The 18,892-nt window shown below is 70.0% G+C and carries 15 protein-coding genes; 7 read left to right on the top strand and 8 right to left on the bottom strand.

Features of this window, described 5'->3' with window-relative positions; genetic code table 11:
* The first annotated feature begins 1,619 nt into the window (after positions 1 to 1,619).
* Entirely contained in the window at positions 1,620 to 1,742 is a 123-nt protein-coding gene (locus BJY14_RS46620; RefSeq protein ID WP_281382117.1) for a hypothetical protein, read from the top strand.
* 3,601 nt (positions 1,743 to 5,343) lie between these two features.
* Here BJY14_RS46620 and BJY14_RS21240 read toward each other — a convergent pair.
* The 3 genes from BJY14_RS21240 to rsmG form a co-directional block, all read right to left on the bottom strand.
* Positions 5,344 to 6,333 (bottom strand): ParB/RepB/Spo0J family partition protein, encoded by a 990-nt coding sequence (locus tag BJY14_RS21240; protein ID WP_179845235.1) that lies wholly within the window; start codon positions 6,331 to 6,333, stop codon positions 5,344 to 5,346.
* On the bottom strand, positions 6,330 to 7,145 hold the full coding sequence (locus tag BJY14_RS21235) for a ParA family protein (RefSeq protein WP_179849524.1): 816 nt from the start codon (positions 7,143 to 7,145) through the stop codon (positions 6,330 to 6,332). The genes BJY14_RS21240 and BJY14_RS21235 overlap by 4 nt, the downstream gene beginning before the upstream one ends.
* Before the next feature lie 338 nt (positions 7,146 to 7,483).
* Entirely contained in the window at positions 7,484 to 8,161 is a 678-nt protein-coding gene (gene rsmG / locus BJY14_RS21230; RefSeq protein WP_258940323.1) for a 16S rRNA (guanine(527)-N(7))-methyltransferase RsmG, read from the bottom strand.
* Between the two features lie 186 nt (positions 8,162 to 8,347).
* On the opposite strand from rsmG, the gene BJY14_RS21225 reads away from it, so the two are divergent.
* Positions 8,348 to 8,800, top strand: coding sequence for a DUF6458 family protein (locus tag BJY14_RS21225; protein WP_179845233.1), 453 nt, complete (start codon positions 8,348 to 8,350; stop codon positions 8,798 to 8,800).
* Between the two features lie 167 nt (positions 8,801 to 8,967).
* Here the strand turns inward: BJY14_RS21225 and BJY14_RS21220 are convergent, their stop codons facing one another.
* Genes BJY14_RS21220 through rpmH form a run of 5 tightly spaced genes read right to left on the bottom strand, consistent with a single transcriptional unit; the run spans position 8,968 to position 11,380 of the window.
* Positions 8,968 to 9,453, bottom strand: coding sequence for a Jag family protein (locus tag BJY14_RS21220; protein ID WP_179845232.1), 486 nt, complete (start codon positions 9,451 to 9,453; stop codon positions 8,968 to 8,970).
* A complete protein-coding gene (gene yidC / locus BJY14_RS21215) occupies positions 9,450 to 10,502 on the bottom strand; it encodes a membrane protein insertase YidC (protein ID WP_312879339.1) in 1,053 nt (350 codons plus the stop codon). Before yidC ends, BJY14_RS21220 begins: the two co-directional genes overlap by 4 nt.
* Positions 10,495 to 10,863 carry a membrane protein insertion efficiency factor YidD gene (gene yidD, locus BJY14_RS21210; protein ID WP_179845231.1) on the bottom strand — a complete coding sequence of 123 codons (369 nt, stop codon included), beginning with the start codon at positions 10,861 to 10,863 and terminating at the stop codon, positions 10,495 to 10,497. The genes yidC and yidD overlap by 8 nt, the downstream gene beginning before the upstream one ends.
* Positions 10,860 to 11,228 carry a ribonuclease P protein component gene (gene rnpA / locus BJY14_RS21205; RefSeq protein ID WP_179845230.1) on the bottom strand — a complete coding sequence of 123 codons (369 nt, stop codon included), beginning with the start codon at positions 11,226 to 11,228 and terminating at the stop codon, positions 10,860 to 10,862. Before rnpA ends, yidD begins: the two co-directional genes overlap by 4 nt.
* Positions 11,229 to 11,242: 14 nt before the next feature.
* On the bottom strand, positions 11,243 to 11,380 hold the full coding sequence (gene rpmH / locus BJY14_RS21200; RefSeq protein ID WP_179845229.1) for a 50S ribosomal protein L34: 138 nt from the start codon (positions 11,378 to 11,380) through the stop codon (positions 11,243 to 11,245).
* 591 nt (positions 11,381 to 11,971) lie between these two features.
* Between rpmH and dnaA the strand changes: the two genes are divergently transcribed.
* The 5 genes from dnaA (at position 11,972) to BJY14_RS21175 (ending at position 18,845) form a co-directional block, all read left to right on the top strand.
* Positions 11,972 to 14,053, top strand: a complete 2,082-nt coding sequence (dnaA, locus tag BJY14_RS21195; protein WP_179845228.1) for a chromosomal replication initiator protein DnaA — start codon at positions 11,972 to 11,974, stop codon at positions 14,051 to 14,053.
* 653 nt (positions 14,054 to 14,706) lie between these two features.
* A complete protein-coding gene (gene dnaN, locus BJY14_RS21190; protein ID WP_179845227.1) occupies positions 14,707 to 15,849 on the top strand; it encodes a DNA polymerase III subunit beta in 1,143 nt (380 codons plus the stop codon).
* Between the two features lie 17 nt (positions 15,850 to 15,866).
* Positions 15,867 to 16,883 carry a phosphogluconate dehydrogenase (NAD(+)-dependent, decarboxylating) gene (gene gnd, locus BJY14_RS21185; protein WP_179845226.1) on the top strand — a complete coding sequence of 339 codons (1,017 nt, stop codon included), beginning with the start codon at positions 15,867 to 15,869 and terminating at the stop codon, positions 16,881 to 16,883.
* Between the two features lie 304 nt (positions 16,884 to 17,187).
* Positions 17,188 to 18,330, top strand: coding sequence for a DNA replication/repair protein RecF (recF, locus tag BJY14_RS21180; protein ID WP_179845225.1), 1,143 nt, complete (start codon positions 17,188 to 17,190; stop codon positions 18,328 to 18,330).
* A complete protein-coding gene (locus BJY14_RS21175) occupies positions 18,327 to 18,845 on the top strand; it encodes a DciA family protein (protein ID WP_179845224.1) in 519 nt (172 codons plus the stop codon). Before recF ends, BJY14_RS21175 begins: the two co-directional genes overlap by 4 nt.
* The last annotated feature ends 47 nt before the right edge of the window (positions 18,846 to 18,892 follow it).

Raw genomic sequence — 18,892 nt, 5'->3', positions numbered from 1 at the left:
CCCACGCCCCAGGACCACCTACATCAGCCCCATCCAGCTGCACTCCCTCATGGCGTTGTCGGCAGACGGGTGACCGACGCATGGCCGCGTGGGGATGCGCGCGCGTGTGGTGCCGCACACCGCCCAAGGTGCCGAGTGCACGCTCCGCCGGTGTCGCTGATGACCACCAGCCAGCAGGGCACGCGGCGGCCAGACTCCGATGAAGCCGTTCAGCCACCGCTCCGCCAAGGGCGGCGATACGGCGAATGAGCCGCGACCGACAACCAACTCGGCCAGCACAGCCACGACCCCCGCAGCGGTGGCGGGGACGACATGTAGGCGGCAAGGAAGCCCAAGCACAGCAAGGCGGCGACGCAACCAATCACCACAGCAATCCCGCGACTCAGCCGCGCCCTCTGAAACTGGTGCAATCGGAGCCCACCGCGCGCGTGCGGGTAGCGCGAAGCCAGTAACGCCACCCCCGGTCCCACTCCCCGCGGCACCGCCCGAACGCGGTGTCCCCCCAGCGTCGTGGAACCGCCCCGCTCGCCGTGACCCCCCGGACGCCGTGCCCCCCCGGACGCCGTAACCACTCGGACGCCGTAACCCCGGCCGTCGTGGGCCCCCGGCCGTCGTGGGCCCCCGGCCGTCGTGGAACCGCGTCGCTCGCCGTGGGACGCCCGAACGCCATGAACCGCCAATCGCTGTGGAGCCCTCCCACTCACCGTGGCGCCGCTCGGATGCCGTGGCATCGCCCGGACGCCGTGGCATCGCCCGGACGCCGTGGACTCCCGACCGTCGTGGAACCGCTTCGCTCGTCGTACCTCGCCCGCTCGTTCGTAGTTCGCCCGCTCGCCGTGGTGGCGTCCAACTCGCGGTGGGGGCGTCCAACTCGCGGTGGGGCGTCCAGCGCGCTGTGAACGCCCGGACGCCGTGGGCCCCAATCGTTGTTGGTCCGCCCTCGCCGTTTGTCCGCCGCTCGAACGCCGTAAGGCCGCCGGGACGGAGTGGGGCCTCGCCGTGGAACCGCCAATCGCCGCGGACAGTCCCGCCGTCATGACCGCTGGGACGCCGTGGCTCGCTCGGACACCGTGAGACCGCCCTGATCGTCGTGGGGCGCTCGGATGAGTCGTAGTGGGAACCACCTGTGGCGGTGATGGGAACGGGCCTGGGAACGGCGACGGCGACGGCGACGGCGACGGCGACTTGGGTGGCTTAGCAGGCCGGCGGTCATTCGCTGGAGGCTCTGGAGTTCCTCGTCGGGCTGGATTGGGCGTGACTCTGCCTGGCGTGGTCGTCGACGACGGCGTGGTGGACGAGGCCACAACCGATGCGAGCTTCCACGCGGCCGTTGGCAGAAGCCACGGCAGTTGCAGGCGCGCCGGCGCCGTGGTGGGGCGGCGCCGTGGTGGGGCGGCGCCGTGGTGGGGCGGCGCCGTGGTGGGGCGGCGCCGTGGTGGGGCGGCGCCGTGGTGGGGCGGCGCCGTGGTGGGGCGGCGCCGTGGTGGGGCGGCGCTCCTACATCTGACCGATGTCCGCCTTCGGCGCACTGGACGTCGGCATCCCGATCGACGACATGGTGTCGCCACGCTGGAAATGCTGAACGGCTACGTCGAGCGCACGGCGCGCGGCGAGATCGAGTGGACGCGGGAGATGCGCCAGGACGCGATGACACCCTGGTCGAGCAGAGCGCCCCCTACGCCCGCGCGCTGCTCGACACCGGCAGGTACCCGATGTTCGAGTGGCTCTGGAAGGTGACTTAGATCGGCCGGCCCGGTGACCAGTCACAGGCGGCTGGCCGCGAATGCGGTGGCCACGCGGGCTGCGGGTGACGACGCGTTCGCATTCCAGCCGCGACGGAGAAAAGGCCGCTTCCCAACACCGCCGCCACTACTGCTACTCCAGCACCCGTCCCCTCGACCTGCAACACAAACGGTCTGTGGTGCGCGTGTCCTGTGCACGTGTCCTGTGCGCGTATGTGGCGCGGGGGTGTGGCGCGGGGGTGTGGCGCGGGGTGTGGCGCGGGGTGTGGCGCGGGGGTGCGGCGCGGACGTGTGGCGCGGGGGCGAGGAGGGGCGTGAGGAGCGGGCGTGGGGCATGGGGGTGTGGCGCGGGCGCGGAGGTCGTCGCGCACGGACGGCGTGCTAGGGGCGCAACCACAGGGGTGCGCGCTGGCGCGGGCCTCCAACTCCTTCGCTCAATGCGCGACGGGACGGCCCAGGACGTGGACTCGCTCGACCAGCACGCGGCGGAAGTGAGCCATGCAGCCCCACCCGATGGAGGCCTCCATCGATCACGACGAACTCCGTAAATCACCTACGTCTTGGCTGGGTACATCCGAAGATCCAGGGGCTCGGTCTGAGCTTTCACGGTCGATAGCGGTCGGCTGCAGCGACAGGCGTCCGAGCGGCGCTGACCCTCCCCGCAGTAAGCGATGGGACTGGCTCCATTACCGATGACTGACCAAAGCAGGGGGTGGAGGGGGCGGCCGACCCTTCCATCCGCTTCTCAACTACCCACATATGGCCCCAGATCTGCGTCCTAGCGATCATCGCGCGAAGGCGGTCCAGGACTCGGCCCGTCCCACGCTTGGCCGCCTCCTTGCGTTCAGGCGTCTTCTGAGGGCATCCGCGATCAAAAGGGTCGTCAGGGGTTGCCCCGGTACCGGAGACCAAGACGCTCGGCCCACCGGAAGACCAAGTCCTCTTCCACCCGATGCGGCCATCGGCGGTTCCAGGCTAGGCAAAGCGCCCGTCTGGGGTCTGCTGGCAAAGTGCGGTCGCTCAGTCGCTGACCTAGCACGGGTGGTGGCATCGCCTGACTTCCGCGCGGTCGTGCGATCGAGGCAGCATCGGACCCGGAACTAGAGGCAATCTCTCGGTCCTTCCCTCATCCCTGCAGAACTCAGGGGGCAACCCACCGCCCCGCGCTGGCTGGGCACCACGGAACTGGCCCGCGCCGCCGAAGGCCCGATGCCGCAGAACCGCAGGGCCGCAGGGGGCGCACAGGGCGACAGGGGTACAGGGCGGCCGTTAGGCCGTGGGAGCGCAGCGCGCGGCCGTGGTGCCGCGTAGCACAGGCGCACAGAACCTCGGGAGTGTGGGGCCGCAGGGGCGCAGGGCCGCAGGGGCACGGAGCTTCAGGGCGTGGGGTCGTTGGCTGCGGGGGCGTAGTGCACCCCCTGAGAACTCGGAAGCTCCAACTCCAGAGGTCCAAAGGATGCTGAGCAGCTAGGTCCGGAGTTCGCCACACGGTGACCACTCGCGGGACACAGGCACCTCGTTTCACGTGAAACAACGCGCTCCTCGCACGTACGAGAGGTTGCCCCGACGGACCGCTTTCTCGCCCCTGCCGCCTCCACAGCAGTGCCAAGGCAGGGAAGGCCCGTCCAGGCCGGCTGGCGAAAGTGTGTCATTCAGTCCCAGGTTTCCTGGCCTATCGCCTGCCGGCGTCGCTCGCCACGCGTCCGTCTAGGTCCTCACCGTCGCCCCGAGGGCAGTCACGGAAGAGTGGGTGGCTCATGTCCCTGCCACGCCTGGCTGCGTGCTCTGCCCACGCCTACTGCGTAGAAGGGCGCCGGAAGCTTAGGTGGACGGTCAGCTCGATGCCGCTGGCCGTACCGCAGGGCCAGGCGCTCGCCAGCGCCACCGAACGCACTGAGGAGTCGGGGCAAGGCCTCTGCTCTCGGTGCGTGACCCGCGCAAGCCAAGCGCCGCCGACTCGCGTCTACGGACCGCGGCGTCCTCCGCATCATCGACGGCCTGCAGACGGCGCCGGGACCCGCGGACCTTCGGCAAGCGGGCCGCCAGACCGCACGCGATGGGAGCTGTCGACTCATCACCTCCCTCTCGAGGCCCCTCAGCGGGAAGAGCCGGTGTGGGGTGAGAGGCTGCGCCGGCCTGAGGAATGGGGCGGTGCTCCAGTGCGGCGCCAACGTTCTGCAGCCAGGAGGGCGTGTCAATCGAGCAGCAGCCTTGAATGCCCGACTGATGCCCTACATCAGAGAGTCTGAGGTTGCGTCCACGCGTCGACGCACACGGCTGCCGCCTCATGTGTGGGGAGGTCGTCTGTCCACCTGCTCCCGGTTCGATGAGTTACAGGGGGACGGTTTCACGTGAAACTTGCCCGTGGGCGAGCCGGGGCCCTCCGGCGGTTCGGGGCGGCACTGCTCCTCACCGCCGCTCGAATCGATCACGGGACGCCTCTCGAGAAGTTGCCTGGCTGCTCGACCCATCTACGGGGCCAGTACGCAAGAACCTTGGCAGCCCCGTGACGAGCGGGCCGCTCCTTCACTGCTCGGGCCGACAACGGCGGCGCAGCGGGAACTGCGCCGGGCTTGCCCCAGCATGCGTTGGTCGCAGATCGGGCAACACTGGCCCAGTCGGGCACCGGTGGCCAGCCGAGTCTGGCGACTCCGGGCGCGCCGAGACGAGAGGGGCCCGTCGGGATCAACGCTGGGGCGGCTTGGCCGTCGAGTCGCACTGCGTGCACTCGGCTGGCTTCACACGTCTGGCCCACGCCGGCTTGCGGAAGGGTCGGCCGCGCCGTGGGCATAGGCCGCAAGGCTGGGCACGACGGCCGCCCTCTGGGCTACGGCGATAGCGCCGCCCGTCAGGGAAGGGCATGCCATTGTCGGAGTCGACAAGAGGGCCCGCCGCCGCGGCCGACCGACCTCGTCGGAAGCCACTGCACTCGACTGGGCGCGGGTCCGCAGGAGCGGTTGGCCCCCTACGGGCGAGTCCGGTAGCGCGACTTACGGGCACGGCGACGCTTCCTCTGGAAGAAACAGCCTGGGACCGTGGCGCCGAGATCGGCTTTGTCTCACAGACAGACGGAGAGAAGACAGGCGGGCACCTAGCGAGTCCGGCGATCCTGTGCGCGACAAGACGAGAAGGGCCGTCGGTATCAACGCTGGCGCGCCTGGGCCGCGCCGTCGTGTCTCACTGCACTCGGATGGTTGTGCGCGGGTCCGGAGGAGGCGATCGGCCTCTCCGAGCGAACCCTGACGGCGGGAGCGCAGCATCGCTCCATCTGCGGAGCGGAGGACCCCAGGGGCGTGCCGCCAGGGTCGGGCCTGGCGCATCGGTGGGTTGGAGAAGTTGGGGGGCGGTGGCTGGTTTGTCTGGTGAGGCTGAGCGCGACGCGGGCCGTCGGTATAGACGCGGGGTGTCCGGCAGGCCTCCATGTGGCCGGGGGATTGAGGGTCTTGGCGTAGGGGGTCGGTCTTTAGGGGCCTCTTTGGACAGGACCTCTGCCTAGGTGGAGCCCACGGGGGTGGGATGTTTCACGGGAAACGTTGGGGGAGGGTGGAACGAGAAGCGCCCCGGAACCTTGGGGTCCGGGGCGCTGAGGAGCGGGCAGGTTTCAGGAGTCGTCTGTTTCGTCCTCGGGGGCCATGGACTTGATGATGCGGTCCAGGTCCTCCAGGGTGGCGAACTCGACGACGATCTTGCCCTTGTTGCGGCCCATGTCGACGCGGACCTTGGTCTCGTAGCGGTCGGAGAGGCGGTCGGCCAGTTCCACCAGGCGGGGGGCCACCGGCTGCTTCCGGCGGCCCTGGCGCGGCGCCTTCGGCTCGTCGTCCACCTCGCGGAGCGCGATCATCTCTTCCAGCGCGCGGACGGAGAGGCCCTCCTGAACGATCCGCTGCGCCAGGTGCTCCTGAGCCTCGACGCTGTCGAGGGAGAGCAGCGCGCGGGCGTGGCCGGCGGACAGCACTCCCGCCGCCACCCGGCGCTGGACGGCGGGCGGCAGGTTCAGCAGGCGGAGCGTGTTGGTGATGTGCGGGCGCGACCGGCCGATCCGGGTGGCGAGCTGCTCGTGGGTGGCGCCGAAGTCCTGCAGCAGCTGCTGGTACGCGGCGGCCTCCTCCAGCGGGTTGAGCTGCTGCCGGTGGAGGTTCTCCATGAGCGCGTCACGGAGCAGGTCGTTGTCGCCGGTGTCGCGGACGATCGCCGGGATGACGTCCAGCCCGGCCATCTTCGACGCGCGCCAGCGGCGCTCGCCCATGATCAGTTCGTAGTCGTGCTCGTCCGAGGGGGACCTGCGGACGACGATCGGCTGGAGCAGGCCGACGATGCCGATCGACTCGGCGAGCTCCTCCAGGGCCTGGTCGTCGAAGTGCTCGCGGGGCTGGCGCGGGTTGACCGTGATGGAGCGGACGGGCAACTCCGCGAAATGGGCTCCGGCGACCGGTTCGAGCGCTGGTGCGGGAGCGACCGTGCCGTCCGAGACGGGACCGCCGGGGTATCCCGGCTCTCCCGCGCCGTTCGGTCCGGTGGACGTCGGCGTGGGCGGGGCGGTGGGAATGAGGGCACCAAGGCCCCTGCCCAGACCGCGTCGCTGCTGGCTCACTGGACAGCTCCTCCGTGGGCCATCTCCGAGGCGGCCTCGCTGTAGGCGAGAGCGCCGCTCGAACCGGGGTCGTAGGTCATGACGGACTGTCCGTAGCTGGGCGCTTCGGACACCCGGACGCTGCGGGGGATCACCGTGTTGAGGACGACGTCGCCGAAGTGGCTCCGGACGTCCTCGGCGACCTGCGCGGCGAGGCGGGTTCGGGCGTCGTACATCGTCAGCAGGATGGTCGACACCCTCAGTTTCTGGTTGAGGTGCGCCTTCACGAGGTCGACCGTCCGGATGAGCTGGCCGAGGCCCTCCAGGGCGTAGTACTCGCACTGGATCGGGATGAGCAGCTCGTCGCCCCCGACGAGGGCGTTCACGGTGAGCAGGCCGAGCGACGGCGGGCAGTCGATCAGCACGTAGTCGAACTTCTCGATGTCGTAGGCGTCCAGCGCGCGCTGGAGGCGCGACTCGCGGGCGACCTTGGAGACGAGCTCGATCTCCGCGCCGGCGAGGTTGAGCGTGGCCGGCGCGCAGAAGAGATTGGGGATCTCCGGCGCCGGGACGATGATGTCCGACAGCGCCATGTCCTCGATCAGCACGTCGTAGATCGACGGGACCTCGGCGTGGTGGTCGACGCCGAGGGCGGTGGACGCGTTGCCCTGCGGGTCGAGGTCGACGACCAGCACCTGCGCGCCGTGCATGGCGAGGGAGGCGGCGATGTTCACCGAGCTGGTGGTCTTGCCGACGCCTCCCTTCTGGTTGGCGATCGTGATGACCCGGCATCGGTCGGGCCGCGGCCACTCCCGATCCCTGCGGCCCGCCATCGCCTTGAGCGCGGTGACGGCTGTTTCATGTGAAACCTTGGCGTCCCGCAGCGCCTCTCGCACGAGTTCTGACTCCCCCTGATTTGGTCCGTTGCGCGAGCCCGGCGGCTGCGCGCCGGCGTTCGTCGGCACGTAACCGACGTTCTCCGCGGTACCGGACGTCGTGTTACCCCACATCGCGTGCCCGGAGGGTGCGGTGCCCGGCGATGATTCCGGCCGCGTCCCACCGGAGGCGGGCGCCGCAGCGCCCTCGTCCGCGCCGGGCCCGCCCGGGCCGGACGGCTGTTCGTCGGGGGATTCGTCGGCGCGGTCAGGCCTGCCCAGTCCTGGTCCCGTGCTCATGAAGACCTCTTCCTCGACCCTTTGGCGCGCCGGGGGGCGCGCTGCCGTCGCCCGACAACCTCTCCTCGTCCGGCGACCACACGGACGAGTGTTGTCGGCGGATCGACCATACCGCGCCCTACTTGCAGCAGTTCCGTCGAGCGCACCCCGAAGCGCTCCAGGACCGGCCCCGCCTCCTCCAACTCGGTCGCGGCCCGCTCGCCCTTGAGCGCGAGGAGCTCGCCGCCCGGGCGCAGCAGCGGCAGCGCCCACCTGGCCAGGCGTTCGAGGGGCGCGACGGCGCGTGCCGTGGCGACGTCCACCGCGAACTCCTCGGTCACGTCCTCGGCGCGGGCCCGCCGGACCTCGACGTTCCGCAGGTCGAGCAGCTCGACGCACTCGTTCAGGAACGCCGTGCGCCGCAGCAGCGGCTCCAGCAGGGTGATCCGCAGATCGGGCCGGACGATGGCCAGGACGATGCCGGGCAGCCCCGCGCCCGAGCCGATGTCGACGACCTGGGCGTCCTGCGGTATCGCCGACGAGACCACCGCGCAGTTGATCAGATGGCGTTCCCAGAGCCGGTCGGCCTCGCGCGGGCCGATGAGCCCGCGTTCGACCCCGGCCTTGGCGAGGAACGCCGCGTAGCGCTCCGCGGTCGGCAGCGCGTCACCGAAAACCTCACGTGCAGTCCCCACCGAACGAATCGTTCCACAAAACCCGGTGCGGCCGTGCACGCGAAACGTTCCCGTGGACAACAGGACGCCCGGGTGGGACGACCCTTGCGTTATGGCGAGAACCACATGACCCCGCCGCATATTCGCCGAGGGGCGGGTAGAGGCTGCCGTGACGCCCGTCCGTCCCCCCGGAAGGAGCTCCGACACATGGGAATCGGAGTCAGTCTCGCATTCATCGCCCTCGGGGCGATCCTGGCCTTCGCCATCCGCGTTGACCTCAGCGGCCTCGACATCCACATGGTCGGTTGGATCCTGATCCTGGTCGGCCTGATCAGTATGGGGTTCACGCTCAAGTACACCCGGCCGCGACGCGCCGCCGGACGTGTGGTCGGGGCCGATCCCGCCTACGGCGACGAGCCGGGGACGGTGGTCCGCGAGGAGCACATCATCGAGGACCCGCCGCCGTCCGGTGGCCGTCCCGCCGAGCGGGTCGAACGTGTGGTCGAACACCCGGCGGACCGGGGTGTCACCCACAACCATCCTCAGGACCCGGGGTACGCGCAGGATCCTGCGAACGCGCAGGACCCCGGCGTGCAGAACACCGTCGACACCGGCGACGGCGTCCCGCGGCGCCGCTGGCGCCGCACCGCCCGGCGGTAGCACCGAGAACCTGCTCGGTGTGCCAGGGCGGCGGTGCACACCGAGCTCCCCAGGGCCCCGCGCCGGCCAGGGCGCGGGGCCCTCTCATGCCCGGAGAAACCGGTTGTGTCCGGAAAGGCGACGGCCCCGACCGGGGTTCCGGTCGGGGCCGTGTGAAGCCGTAGGGGTCAGGCGGGGGCGACGACCACGTAGCGGTCAGGCTCCTCGCCCTCGGACTCGCTGCGGAGGCCCGCGGCGGCGACGGCGTCGTGGACGATCTTGCGCTCGAACGGGGTCATCGGGGCGAGGGGCTTCGGCTCGCCGGACTGCTTGACCTCGTTCGCGACGTCCGTCCCGAGCTTGGTCAGCTCGGCGCGGCGCCGCTCGCGGTAGCCGCCGATGTCCAGCATGAGGCGGGTGCGGTTGCCGGTCTGGCGGTGGACGGCCAGCCGGGTGAGCTCCTGGATCGCCTCCAGCACCTCGCCGCGCTTGCCGACCAGCTCGTCCAGCGCACCTCCGACGACGGCGACGATGGCGCGCTCGCCCTCGACGTCCATGTCGATGTCGCCGTCGTAGTCACCGATGTCCAGCAGGCCCTCGATGTAGTCGGCGGCGATCTCGCCTTCCTGTTCGAGCGCCTGGACGTCGACCTCGGTGGTGTCGGTCTGGCTCAACGGGCTCTCCTTCTCCGGCACGTGCTCGGGGTCCAAACTAGCGCTTCTGGGTACCGCTGCGCTTGCTGCGCGACTTGCGGGTCGGCTGGTTGCGCACGACCTTCGGCTTGTCCTCGGGCTCGGGAGTCGGCTCCGGCTCCTTCTTCAGCTTCGCCTTGATGCCGGTCGAGGGCGCCTGGCCGTTCTTGGACGCCCCGGCCTTGGAGCCGGAGGGCTTCGACCCGGCGGTCTTGGAGTCGGTCTTCGCCCCCGTCTTGGCCGTGGTCGCCGCGGCCCGCGCCGTCCGTGCCGGGCGGTGGGTACCGCTTGTAGATGTAGTGCTGCTGCGCGAGGGTCCAGCTGTTGGACGTCACCCAGTACATGAGGACGCCCAGCGGGAACCCGAGGCCGAAGAGGCCGAACAGCGGCGCCAGGAAGACCATCATCTTCTGCGCCTGCATCATCGGGTTGGCCTCGTCAGCGACGGGCTGCCGCTTCATGCTGGCCCGGACGGTGAAGAAGGTCGTCACGGAGCTGATCACCACGGCGATGCCGGTGATGACGATCGCCGTCCAGCTCTTGGGGTCGGTGCCCCAGGCGTTCAGGAACGTGTCCGGGATGTGGGCGCCGAAGATGTTCGCGTTCTGCGCGCTCGACACCAGGTCGGACGAGACGGCGAAGACGCTCTGCCCCGGCTTGGCGTCCGAGATCCGCTTCAGCGTCTGGAACAGCCCGATGAAGATGGGCATCTGCACCAGGAGCGGCAGGCAACCCGACAGCGGGTTGGCGCCGTTCTCCTGGTAGAGCTTCATGACCTCCTGGTTGAGGCGCTGCTTGTCGTTCTTGTACTTCTTGCGCAGCGCCTGAACCTTCGGGTTCAGCTCCTGCATCTTGCGCGAAGCGTGGATCTGCTTCACGAAGAGGGGGACGAGGAGCAGCCGCAGGAGGACGGTGAGGAGGATGATCGAACCGCCCCACGCCCATCCGCTGTCCTTGGGGACGACCGTACTGAGCCCCGTGTGGATCCACACGATGAGCTGAGAGACGATCTCGTACAACCAATCAAGCACCGGGCAGCTCCTTGGGCTCTGCTAGGGCGGGGCCGCTCTCCTCGCGGCCGGAGTTCGAGGAAGCCGCCGCGCGCTGATCCGGCGTCTTCTTCGGCGGTACCGGGTCGTAACCGCCGGGGTGGAACGGATGGCACCGCGCTATTCGGCGGACGATCAGCCACGTGCCGCGCAGCGCCCCGTGCACCTGGAGCGCCTCCAGGCCGTACGCGCTGCAGCTGGGCTGGAAGCGGCACTGCTGCCCGAGCAGGGGACTCAAGAAGCGGCGGTAGGCGCGGACGAGAAGGATCAGCACGACCGCGACGGGACCTGGGCGGCCCGTCCTGTGCTGCGCGGGGAACTCGGTCCCCTGCGGACTCCTCATCTTCGCCCCTTGGACGCGGGCCGCAGCAGCCGGTCGAGCGCCGACTCCAGATCCGCGGCCAGTTCGTCTGGTCGCGCCGCTCCCGCACGGGGGTTGGCGCGCACTACGAGCAGGCTACCCGCTGGGAGGCGGTCGAGGTGCGGGCGCATCAGGTGGCGCAGCCGGCGCCGGGTCGTGTTGCGGACCACGGCGTTGCCGACGGTGCGCGCCACGATGAACCCGACCAGCGGCCGGGCGGCCGCCGGCCGGACCTCTTCCGGGCGCAGCAGATGAACGACGACAGTTGGCCGTCCGGCGCGGCGACCGCGCCGGACGGCCAACGAGAAGTCGTCCCGCCGCCGCATCCGGTTTCCGGACGGCAGCACTATGTGAAGGTGGGTCAGACCGCGACGCGGGCGCGGCCCTTGCTGCGCCGGCTCGACAGGATCGCGCGGCCCGCGCGCGTGCGCATGCGCAGCCGGAAGCCGTGCTTCTTGTGGCGACGACGGTTGTTCGGCTGGAAGGTACGCTTGCTCACTTGAGGCTCCAGTGCTGCGGTCGGATCGTCTGAGGACTTGAAGCTCGAAGGCTCGCACCGAGGGCCGCGTACGGTCCCCCGCAGCGGGGGCCCACCCGAGCATTCCTGAGGGGCTGCCGGCGGGCACGCGGCATCTCCGTCGATGCGACTCGACCTCAGAACGTTACGGGGTATTCAGGCAGCGGGTCAAACGGAGGCGGCCACCGCAGGGCTCCTGTGGACGGGCGGGATCGTTGGTGACCGTGTTGCGGCTGTGTCCGGGAGCGGTTAAGGTCGACGAGGCGAGCCGACACTTCCTTCGACGAATCCGATGTCGGCGTTCAGCCCTCAAGCCCCCGTTCGAGAACCATCCCGCACCGGCCCTGATGAAGGCCGGCCCCTTGTCGACCGCATATCCCTGAACCCGCCTCGTGGGTTTTACACAGGGTCCCCATGCCTATGCACAGCATGTGGACAACTCTGTGGACAACTCGTGAGAGAGTAAGTCTTCCGCGTAGCGGCAGTGTCCTGTGAGGCGTGTGGCATCCCGCGGGAAAGCCGGGCAGTCAGGTGTGCTCCGTTCGGCGGAGTTGTGGGGAGGGGACCTTGCGCATGGACGGTCAGGATCTCGGATCGGTCTGGGCCCGCACCCTCACCGCACTGTCCGAGAGCGATCTGTCGCCGAGTTACCGCGCATGGCTGCCCATGGTCCGCCCCCTGGCGCTCGTCGAGGGGACGGCACTTCTCGCCGCGCCCAACGAGTTCGCCAAGGACGCGCTGGAGACGCGCCTGCGCAACCTCATCACGCAGGCACTTTCCCACGAACTGGGCAGGGAGATCCGGGTCGCGGTGACCGTCCAGCCGGACCCTCCGGCGGGCGCCCGTCCGGGTCCCGGCGAGCCCCTTTCCGCACCGATTCCCGGGCCGGGCGTAGGGCTCGGCATGCACGAGCCCACTCCTTCTTATGGAGAGCCGTACGGGGAGCGGGCGCGCGACGAGCGCGACCGGGATCGAGACCGTTCCTATACGGAGCAGTCCTACGGGGAGCAGCCGTACGGAGATCAGTCGTCCTACACGGAACGTCCCGACCGCCCGTATCCGGAGCAGCCGTACACAGACCAGGGATACCGGCCGCAGTCGGGAGTTACCCACAACCCCGGTTCGCCCGGAGGTTATCCACAGGCTCAGGACGACGACCGTGGATCGTACCCGCCTGCCACCCGCCCCCCCGCGTACGGTGCGGGCCACGGCGGGCGCGGCCCTGCGCCCTATGAAAGCCGCGGCTACCCGAGCTACGGGGGGCAGGAAGGCTACGGCGGCGAGCCTCCAGGACGCCCTCCGCACTCTCATCTCAACGACCGCACGCTCGGCCCCCTGCGTCCTGGCGGTCGCGGGGAGGCCCAGGGCCGCGAACCTCAGCACGCTGGGAACGAGGCCCCGCTCGGGCACTCGGACGACAAGTTCCAGAACGGCGAACAGTCCTTCCCAGGGGCTGAGCAGCCCTTTTCAGGCGGTGAGCAGTCCTACAGGGGTGAAGGCGTCTTTCGGGACGAGGAGAGCTCCGATTCCAGGGCTCCTGGGTCCGACCCCCGAGGCCCTAAGTCCGACCCACGGGCGCCCGCCCCTGCGCCGGCACAGCAGTCCGGCGCGTCCGAGCATGCACGGCTGAACCCGAAGTACACGTTCGAGACGTTCGTCATCGGCTCGTCGAACCGGTTCGCGCACGCCGCCGCCGTCGCGGTGGCCGAGCAGCCGGCCAAGGCGTACAACCCGCTGTTCGTCTACGGCGACTCGGGCCTGGGGAAGACCCACCTGCTGCACGCGATCGGCCACTACGCGCAGAGCCTCTTCAACGGGGCGCGGGTCCGCTACGTGAGCTCCGAGGAGTTCACGAACGACTTCATCAACTCGATCCGGGACGGCAAGGCGGACGGGTTCCGCCGCCGCTACCGGGATGTGGACATCCTCCTCGTCGACGACATCCAGTTCCTTGAGGGCAAGGAGCAGACGCAGGAGGAGTTCTTCCACACGTTCAACACGCTCCACAACGCCAGCAAGCAGATCGTGATCTCCAGCGACCGCCCGCCCAAGGAGCTGGTGACGCTGGAGGACCGGCTGCGCAACAGGTTCGAGTGGGGCCTGACGACCGACGTCCAGCCGCCCGAGCTGGAGACGCGGATCGCGATCCTGCAGAAGAAGGCCCGGCAGGAGGGCCTCGCCGCGCCGCCCGACGTGCTGGAGTTCATCGCCTCGCAGATCGCGACGAACATCCGCGAGCTGGAGGGCGCGCTGATCCGGGTCACGGCGTTCGCGAGCCTGAACCGGCAGTCGGTCGACATGAAGCTCGCCGAGATCGTCCTGAAGGACCTCATCCCCAACGACTCCGGTCCCGAGATCACCGCCGCGATGATCATGGCGCAGACCGTCGAGTACTTCGGGACGACGATCGACGACCTGTGCGGCCCGTCCCGCTCGCGGATGCTCGTCACCGCCCGGCAGATCGCGATGTACCTGTGCCGGGAGCTGACCGAGCTGTCCCTTCCGAAGATCGGTCAGCAGTTCGGCGGACGCGACCACACCACGGTCATGCACGCCGAACGCAAGATCCGGTCGCTGATGGCAGAGCGCCGCGCCATATACAACCAGGTCACGGAGCTGACGGGGCGCATCAAGCACCAGGCCCGCAAGCGCTGATCCCCCTGTTCGTACACACTGTGGACAGACCCGCGTCACGCCTGTGGACGGACCCCGCCCGCGCCGTCCACACCCTCGCCAAGGCAAAGAACCGACAAAAGGCACGCGTCCCCCGAGAATCGACGGCGCTACTCACAAGTTGTGGAAAACTCTGGGGATTTTCGCGGATAACCCTGTGGGCAACCATTGGAGAAGCTGAGGATGAACGGTGGACGGGTGTGGACCGGGTGTGCACCACCGCCCGGCCTTCTGGGGAAAACCGGTGGACGGCCTGGGGACGACCTGGGGACGGTCACGAAGATCACCGGTCCCGTCATCCCCAGGGAGGGCGAACGGGCTGTATACCCGTGGAGAACTCGTGGATAACCGGGGGATGACATGAGGATGACGTGTGGGGATGTTTTCGCCGTCCCCAGGCGGCGCCGCGCCGTCCACGGGCCATGCACAGCGCCGGTGGACAGAGAAACGGGGTCTCACCTGCGACAACGGACGTTGTCCACACTATCCACGGCCCCTATTACTAGTACTGCTCTACATCTCTATCCAAGAAAAGATCCATCTCAAGTCAGGGCCTGGGGACAACGCGCACCGAGCGCCCCGGCCCGGACGAGATCAGCTCACCCTTGTCCGACACCTGCAGGAGGCGGGTCCCTTTGAAGTTCCGCATCGACAGAGACGCCCTGGCCGACGCCGTCGCCTGGACCGCGCGCACGCTCCCCGTCCGTCCCCCGGTGCCGGTCCTCGCGGGCATGCACATCGTCGCCGGGGGCGAGGGCAACGGCGACCGGCTGAAGCTCTCCGCGTTCGACTACGAGGTCTCGGCCCAGGTGTCCACGGACATCGACGTGGAGGAGGCCGGGACGGCGCTGGTGTCCGGACGGCTCCTCGCCGAGATCTCGCGCAGCCTTCCTCCCCACCCTGTGGAGGTGACGACGGACGGCGCGAAGGTGATGCTCCGCTGCGGCAGCGCGAAGTTCACACTTCTCACCATGCCTGTGGAGGACTACCCGACTCTGCCGGAGATGCCGCCCGCCGCGGGGTCGGTGGGCAGCGACGAGTTCGCCGCCGCTGTGTCCCAGGTCGCGATCGCCGCTGGCAAGGACGACACGATCCCCATGCTGACCGGTGTCCGTGTGGAGATCGAGGGTGAGACCGTCACGCTGGCGTCCACGGACCGCTACCGCCTCGCGGTCCGCGAGATGCACTGGAAGCCCGAGCGCCCGGACTTCTCCGCCGTCGCTCTCGTCCCGGCCCGCACGCTGGCCGACACCGCCAAGTCGCTGACGGCCGGCGCGGAGGTGTCGATCGCGCTCGGCGGGACGGGCGGCACCGGCGAAGGCATGATCGGTTTCGAGGGCGGCGGCCGCCGCACCACGTCCCGGCTGCTGGACGGCGACTTCGTCAAGTACCGCTCGCTGCTGCCGAGCGAGTACGCGGGCCTCGCCGAGGTCCAGACGGCCTCCTTCATCGAGGCCGTCAAGCGCGTGTCCCTGGTGGCGGAGCGCAACACCCCCGTCCGGCTCTCGTTCAGCCAGGGCGAGGTCGTCCTGGAGGCCGGGACGGGCGACGAGGCTCAGGCCGTGGAGGCGCTGGAGGCGTCCCTGGAGGGCGAGGACATCGACATCGCGTTCAACCCCGGGTTCCTCCTCGACGGGCTCTCCGCGATCGGCTCGGACGTGGCGCGGCTGTCCTTCACCACCCCGACCAAGCCCGCCGTCCTCACCGGGAAGCCGCCGCAGGACGGGGAGAACCCGAACTACCGTTACCTGATCATGCCGGTTCGTCTGTCCGGATAAGTACCGACCTCTGGGGCATGGCACCGTGGCGTTGTCCACGGGGAGCCGCGCCCCGCGGTCGAGGCAGAGCAGGCGGACACAGGCAGGCACGCACAGGGGAGAGTGAGCGTTTCATGGAGCTTGGCATCATCGGCCTGGGCAAGATGGGCGGCAACATGGCCGAGCGGCTGCGCCGCGGCGGCCACACCGTCATCGGCTACGACCGCGACCCGCAGGTCAGCGACGTCGGCTCGGTCGAGGAGCTGGTGGAGCGGTTGTCCCCGCCGCGTGCCGTGTGGGTGATGGTCCCCGCGGGCGGGCCGACGGCGGAGACCATCCACAAGCTGGGGGAGGTCCTGGAGCAGGGCGACCTCGTCGTGGACGGCGGTAATTCACACTATGTGGATGACCGGAAGCACGGCGAGGAGCTGGCCGCCAAGGGGATCGGGTTCCTCGACTGCGGTGTCAGCGGCGGCGTGTGGGGCCTGGAGAACGGCTACGCGCTCATGGTCGGCGGCGACGAGGACGACGTGAAGCGGCTGATGCCGATCTTCGAGACGCTCAAGCCGGAGGGGGAGTTCGGGTTCGTCCACTCCGGCAAGGTCGGCGCCGGCCACTTCGTGAAGATGGTCCACAACGGCATCGAGTACGCGATGATGCAGGCGTTCGGCGAGGGCTACGAGCTGATCGAGGCCAGCGACATCGTCACCAACGTGCCGGAGACGTTCCTGAGCTGGCAGGAGGGCACCGTCATCCGCTCCTGGCTGCTCGACCTGCTGAACCGCGCGCTCGCCGGCGACCCCGAGCTGGACGACCTGCGCGGCTACGCCAACGACTCCGGCGAGGGCCGCTGGACCGTCCAGGCCGCCGTCGACCACGCCGTCCCGCTGCCCGCCATCACGGCGTCCCTGTTCGCCCGCTTCGCCTCCCGCCAGGACGACTCCCCGACGATGCGCGTCGTCGCCGCCCTCCGCAACCAGTTCGGCGGCCACGCCGTCGAGTCCTCCAAGGGCGCGGACTCCCCCGGCGCCGACGTCAACCCTCCCTCGGTCTGACCCCCTAGTTATCCACAGTTGTGGGTTCCGACCCCGCTTCCCTGCGATGTGTTTCAGGCTGGGAGTGGGGTCGGCCCCCCTGGGAGGGCGGGGACATGTCCTGCGCGGACGTATCTCGCGGACGTGACCCGCGGACGTGACCCGCGGACGTGACCCGCGGACGTGACCCGCGGACGTGACCCGCGGACGTGACCCGCGGACCTGCCCTGCCGACCTGCCCCCGGGCGGCATTCGGCGGCGTGTCGGCCTGCGGGTGTGGGTGAGGTGTGTGGTGGGGGTGGGGGAGGCTCTACGCTCGTGTGTTGTGCACGTCGCCCACCTTTCGTTGCAGGACTTCCGCTCGTATCCGGCCGCCGAGGTCGCGCTGGAGCCGGGGGTCACCGCGTTCGTGGGGCCGAACGGGCAGGGCAAGACGAACCTGGTCGAGGCCATCGGGTACGTCGCGTCGCACGGCAGTCACAGGGCCGCGACGGATGCGCCGCTCGTCCGGCACGGGGCGCCGCGGGCGATCGTCCGGGCCGGGGTGGTGAAGGACGACCGCAAGGCGCTGATCGAGCTTGAGATCAACCCGGGCAAGGCGAACCGGGCGCGGCTCAACCGGTCCCCCATCCCCAGGCCGCGCGAGATCCTGGGGATGCTGCGGACGGTGCTGTTCGCCCCGGAGGACCTCGCGCTCGTGAAGGGCGACCCGGGGGAGCGGCGCCGGTTCATGGACGAGTTGCTGACCGCGCGGGCGCCGAGGTTCGCCGGCGTGCGGTCCGACTACGACCGCGTCCTCAAGCAGCGCAACGCCCTGTTGAAATCGGCGGCCGCGCACAGGCGCTCCCCCGGCCCGGAGGTGCTCGCCACCCTGGACGTGTGGGACTCGCATCTGGCGCGCATGGGCTCGGAGCTCCTGGCGGCGCGGCTCGATCTCGTCGAGGCGCTGCGTCCGCTCGTGGTCCGGGCCTACGCGGCGCTCGCTCCGCACAGCGGCGCGGCCGACCTCATCTACAAGAGCTCCCTAGGAGACGCGGAGTTGTCCACAGACCGTGGACAACTGGCCGAGCAGATCCTGAAGGCGGTCGCCGAGTCGCGCAAGCAGGAACTGGAGCGCGGCGTGAGCCTCGTCGGCCCGCACAGGGACGAGCTGGTGCTGCGCCTCGGGGAGCTTCCGGCGCGCGGCTACGCCAGCCACGGCGAGTCGTGGTCGTTCGCGCTCGGGCTGCGGCTGGCCGCGTTCGACCTGCTCCGCGCGGACGGCGACGACCCCGTCCTCATCCTGGACGACGTGTTCGCCGAGCTCGACACCGGGCGTCGCAGCCGGCTCGCCGAGATGGTCGCGCCGGCCGAGCAGGTCCTGATCACGGCGGCGGTCCCCGCCGACGTCCCCGCCGAACTGACGGGGGGCTCGTATACCGTCTCGGACGGCCAGGTCGTTCGTGAGTCCGAGGGGGCGAGCGAGTGAGTGATCCACAGGATGTGCACAAGTCCGCCGAAGACGGGGTTCCGCCCGCCAAGTCGGGGATCGAGCTCGCCCGCGAGGCGCTCGCCCAGGCGAAGGCGGACGCGCTCAAGCGCGGCACGATGCCCGGTCAGGGCGGCAAGCGCAAGGGCGCCGGGCGGGGCGGGCGCGTGCGGGACCCCGGGCGGGGCGGCGATCCCAAGCTCTTCAGCGCGGCGATCCGCGAGCTGATGGCGTCGCGCGGGTGGGAGCAGCGCGCCGCCGTCGGCGGCGTGTTCGGCAACTGGGCCGGCATCGTCGGCCCGGAGCTGGCCGAGCACACCCGGCCCGACCACTTCGAGGACGGCGAGCTCACCGTCGCGGCCGATTCCACGACGTGGGCCACGCAGCTCCGCCTGCTGTCGTCCACGCTCGTGCGGCGGCTGAACGAGGAGCTCGGCCACGGCACCGTCCGCAGGGTGAAGGTCGTGGGGCCCTCGTCAGGGCCGCGCCGGACGGGCGCGTGGCGCGCCCGCTGAGCCGATGCCCCGGGGCCGCGGCGAGTGTCAGTGGCGGGTGGGAACAT

It is taken from the genome of Actinomadura luteofluorescens (assembly GCF_013409365.1).
Lineage (GTDB): Bacteria > Actinomycetota > Actinomycetes > Streptosporangiales > Streptosporangiaceae > Spirillospora > Spirillospora luteofluorescens.
This window is presented reverse-complemented; position numbering and strand designations above follow the sequence as displayed.

Coding starts and splice junctions, on each gene's coding strand:
- BJY14_RS21235 (WP_179849524.1), bottom strand. CDS start 7,145: ATGGCGGGCCGCAGGGATCGGGAGTGGCCGCGGCCCGACCGATGCCGG.
- BJY14_RS21225 (WP_179845233.1), top strand. CDS start 8,348: ATGGGAATCGGAGTCAGTCTCGCATTCATCGCCCTCGGGGCGATCCTG.
- yidD (WP_179845231.1), bottom strand. CDS start 10,863: ATGAGGAGTCCGCAGGGGACCGAGTTCCCCGCGCAGCACAGGACGGGC.
- dnaA (WP_179845228.1), top strand. CDS start 11,972: ATGGACGGTCAGGATCTCGGATCGGTCTGGGCCCGCACCCTCACCGCA.
- gnd (WP_179845226.1), top strand. CDS start 15,867: ATGGCACCGTGGCGTTGTCCACGGGGAGCCGCGCCCCGCGGTCGAGGC.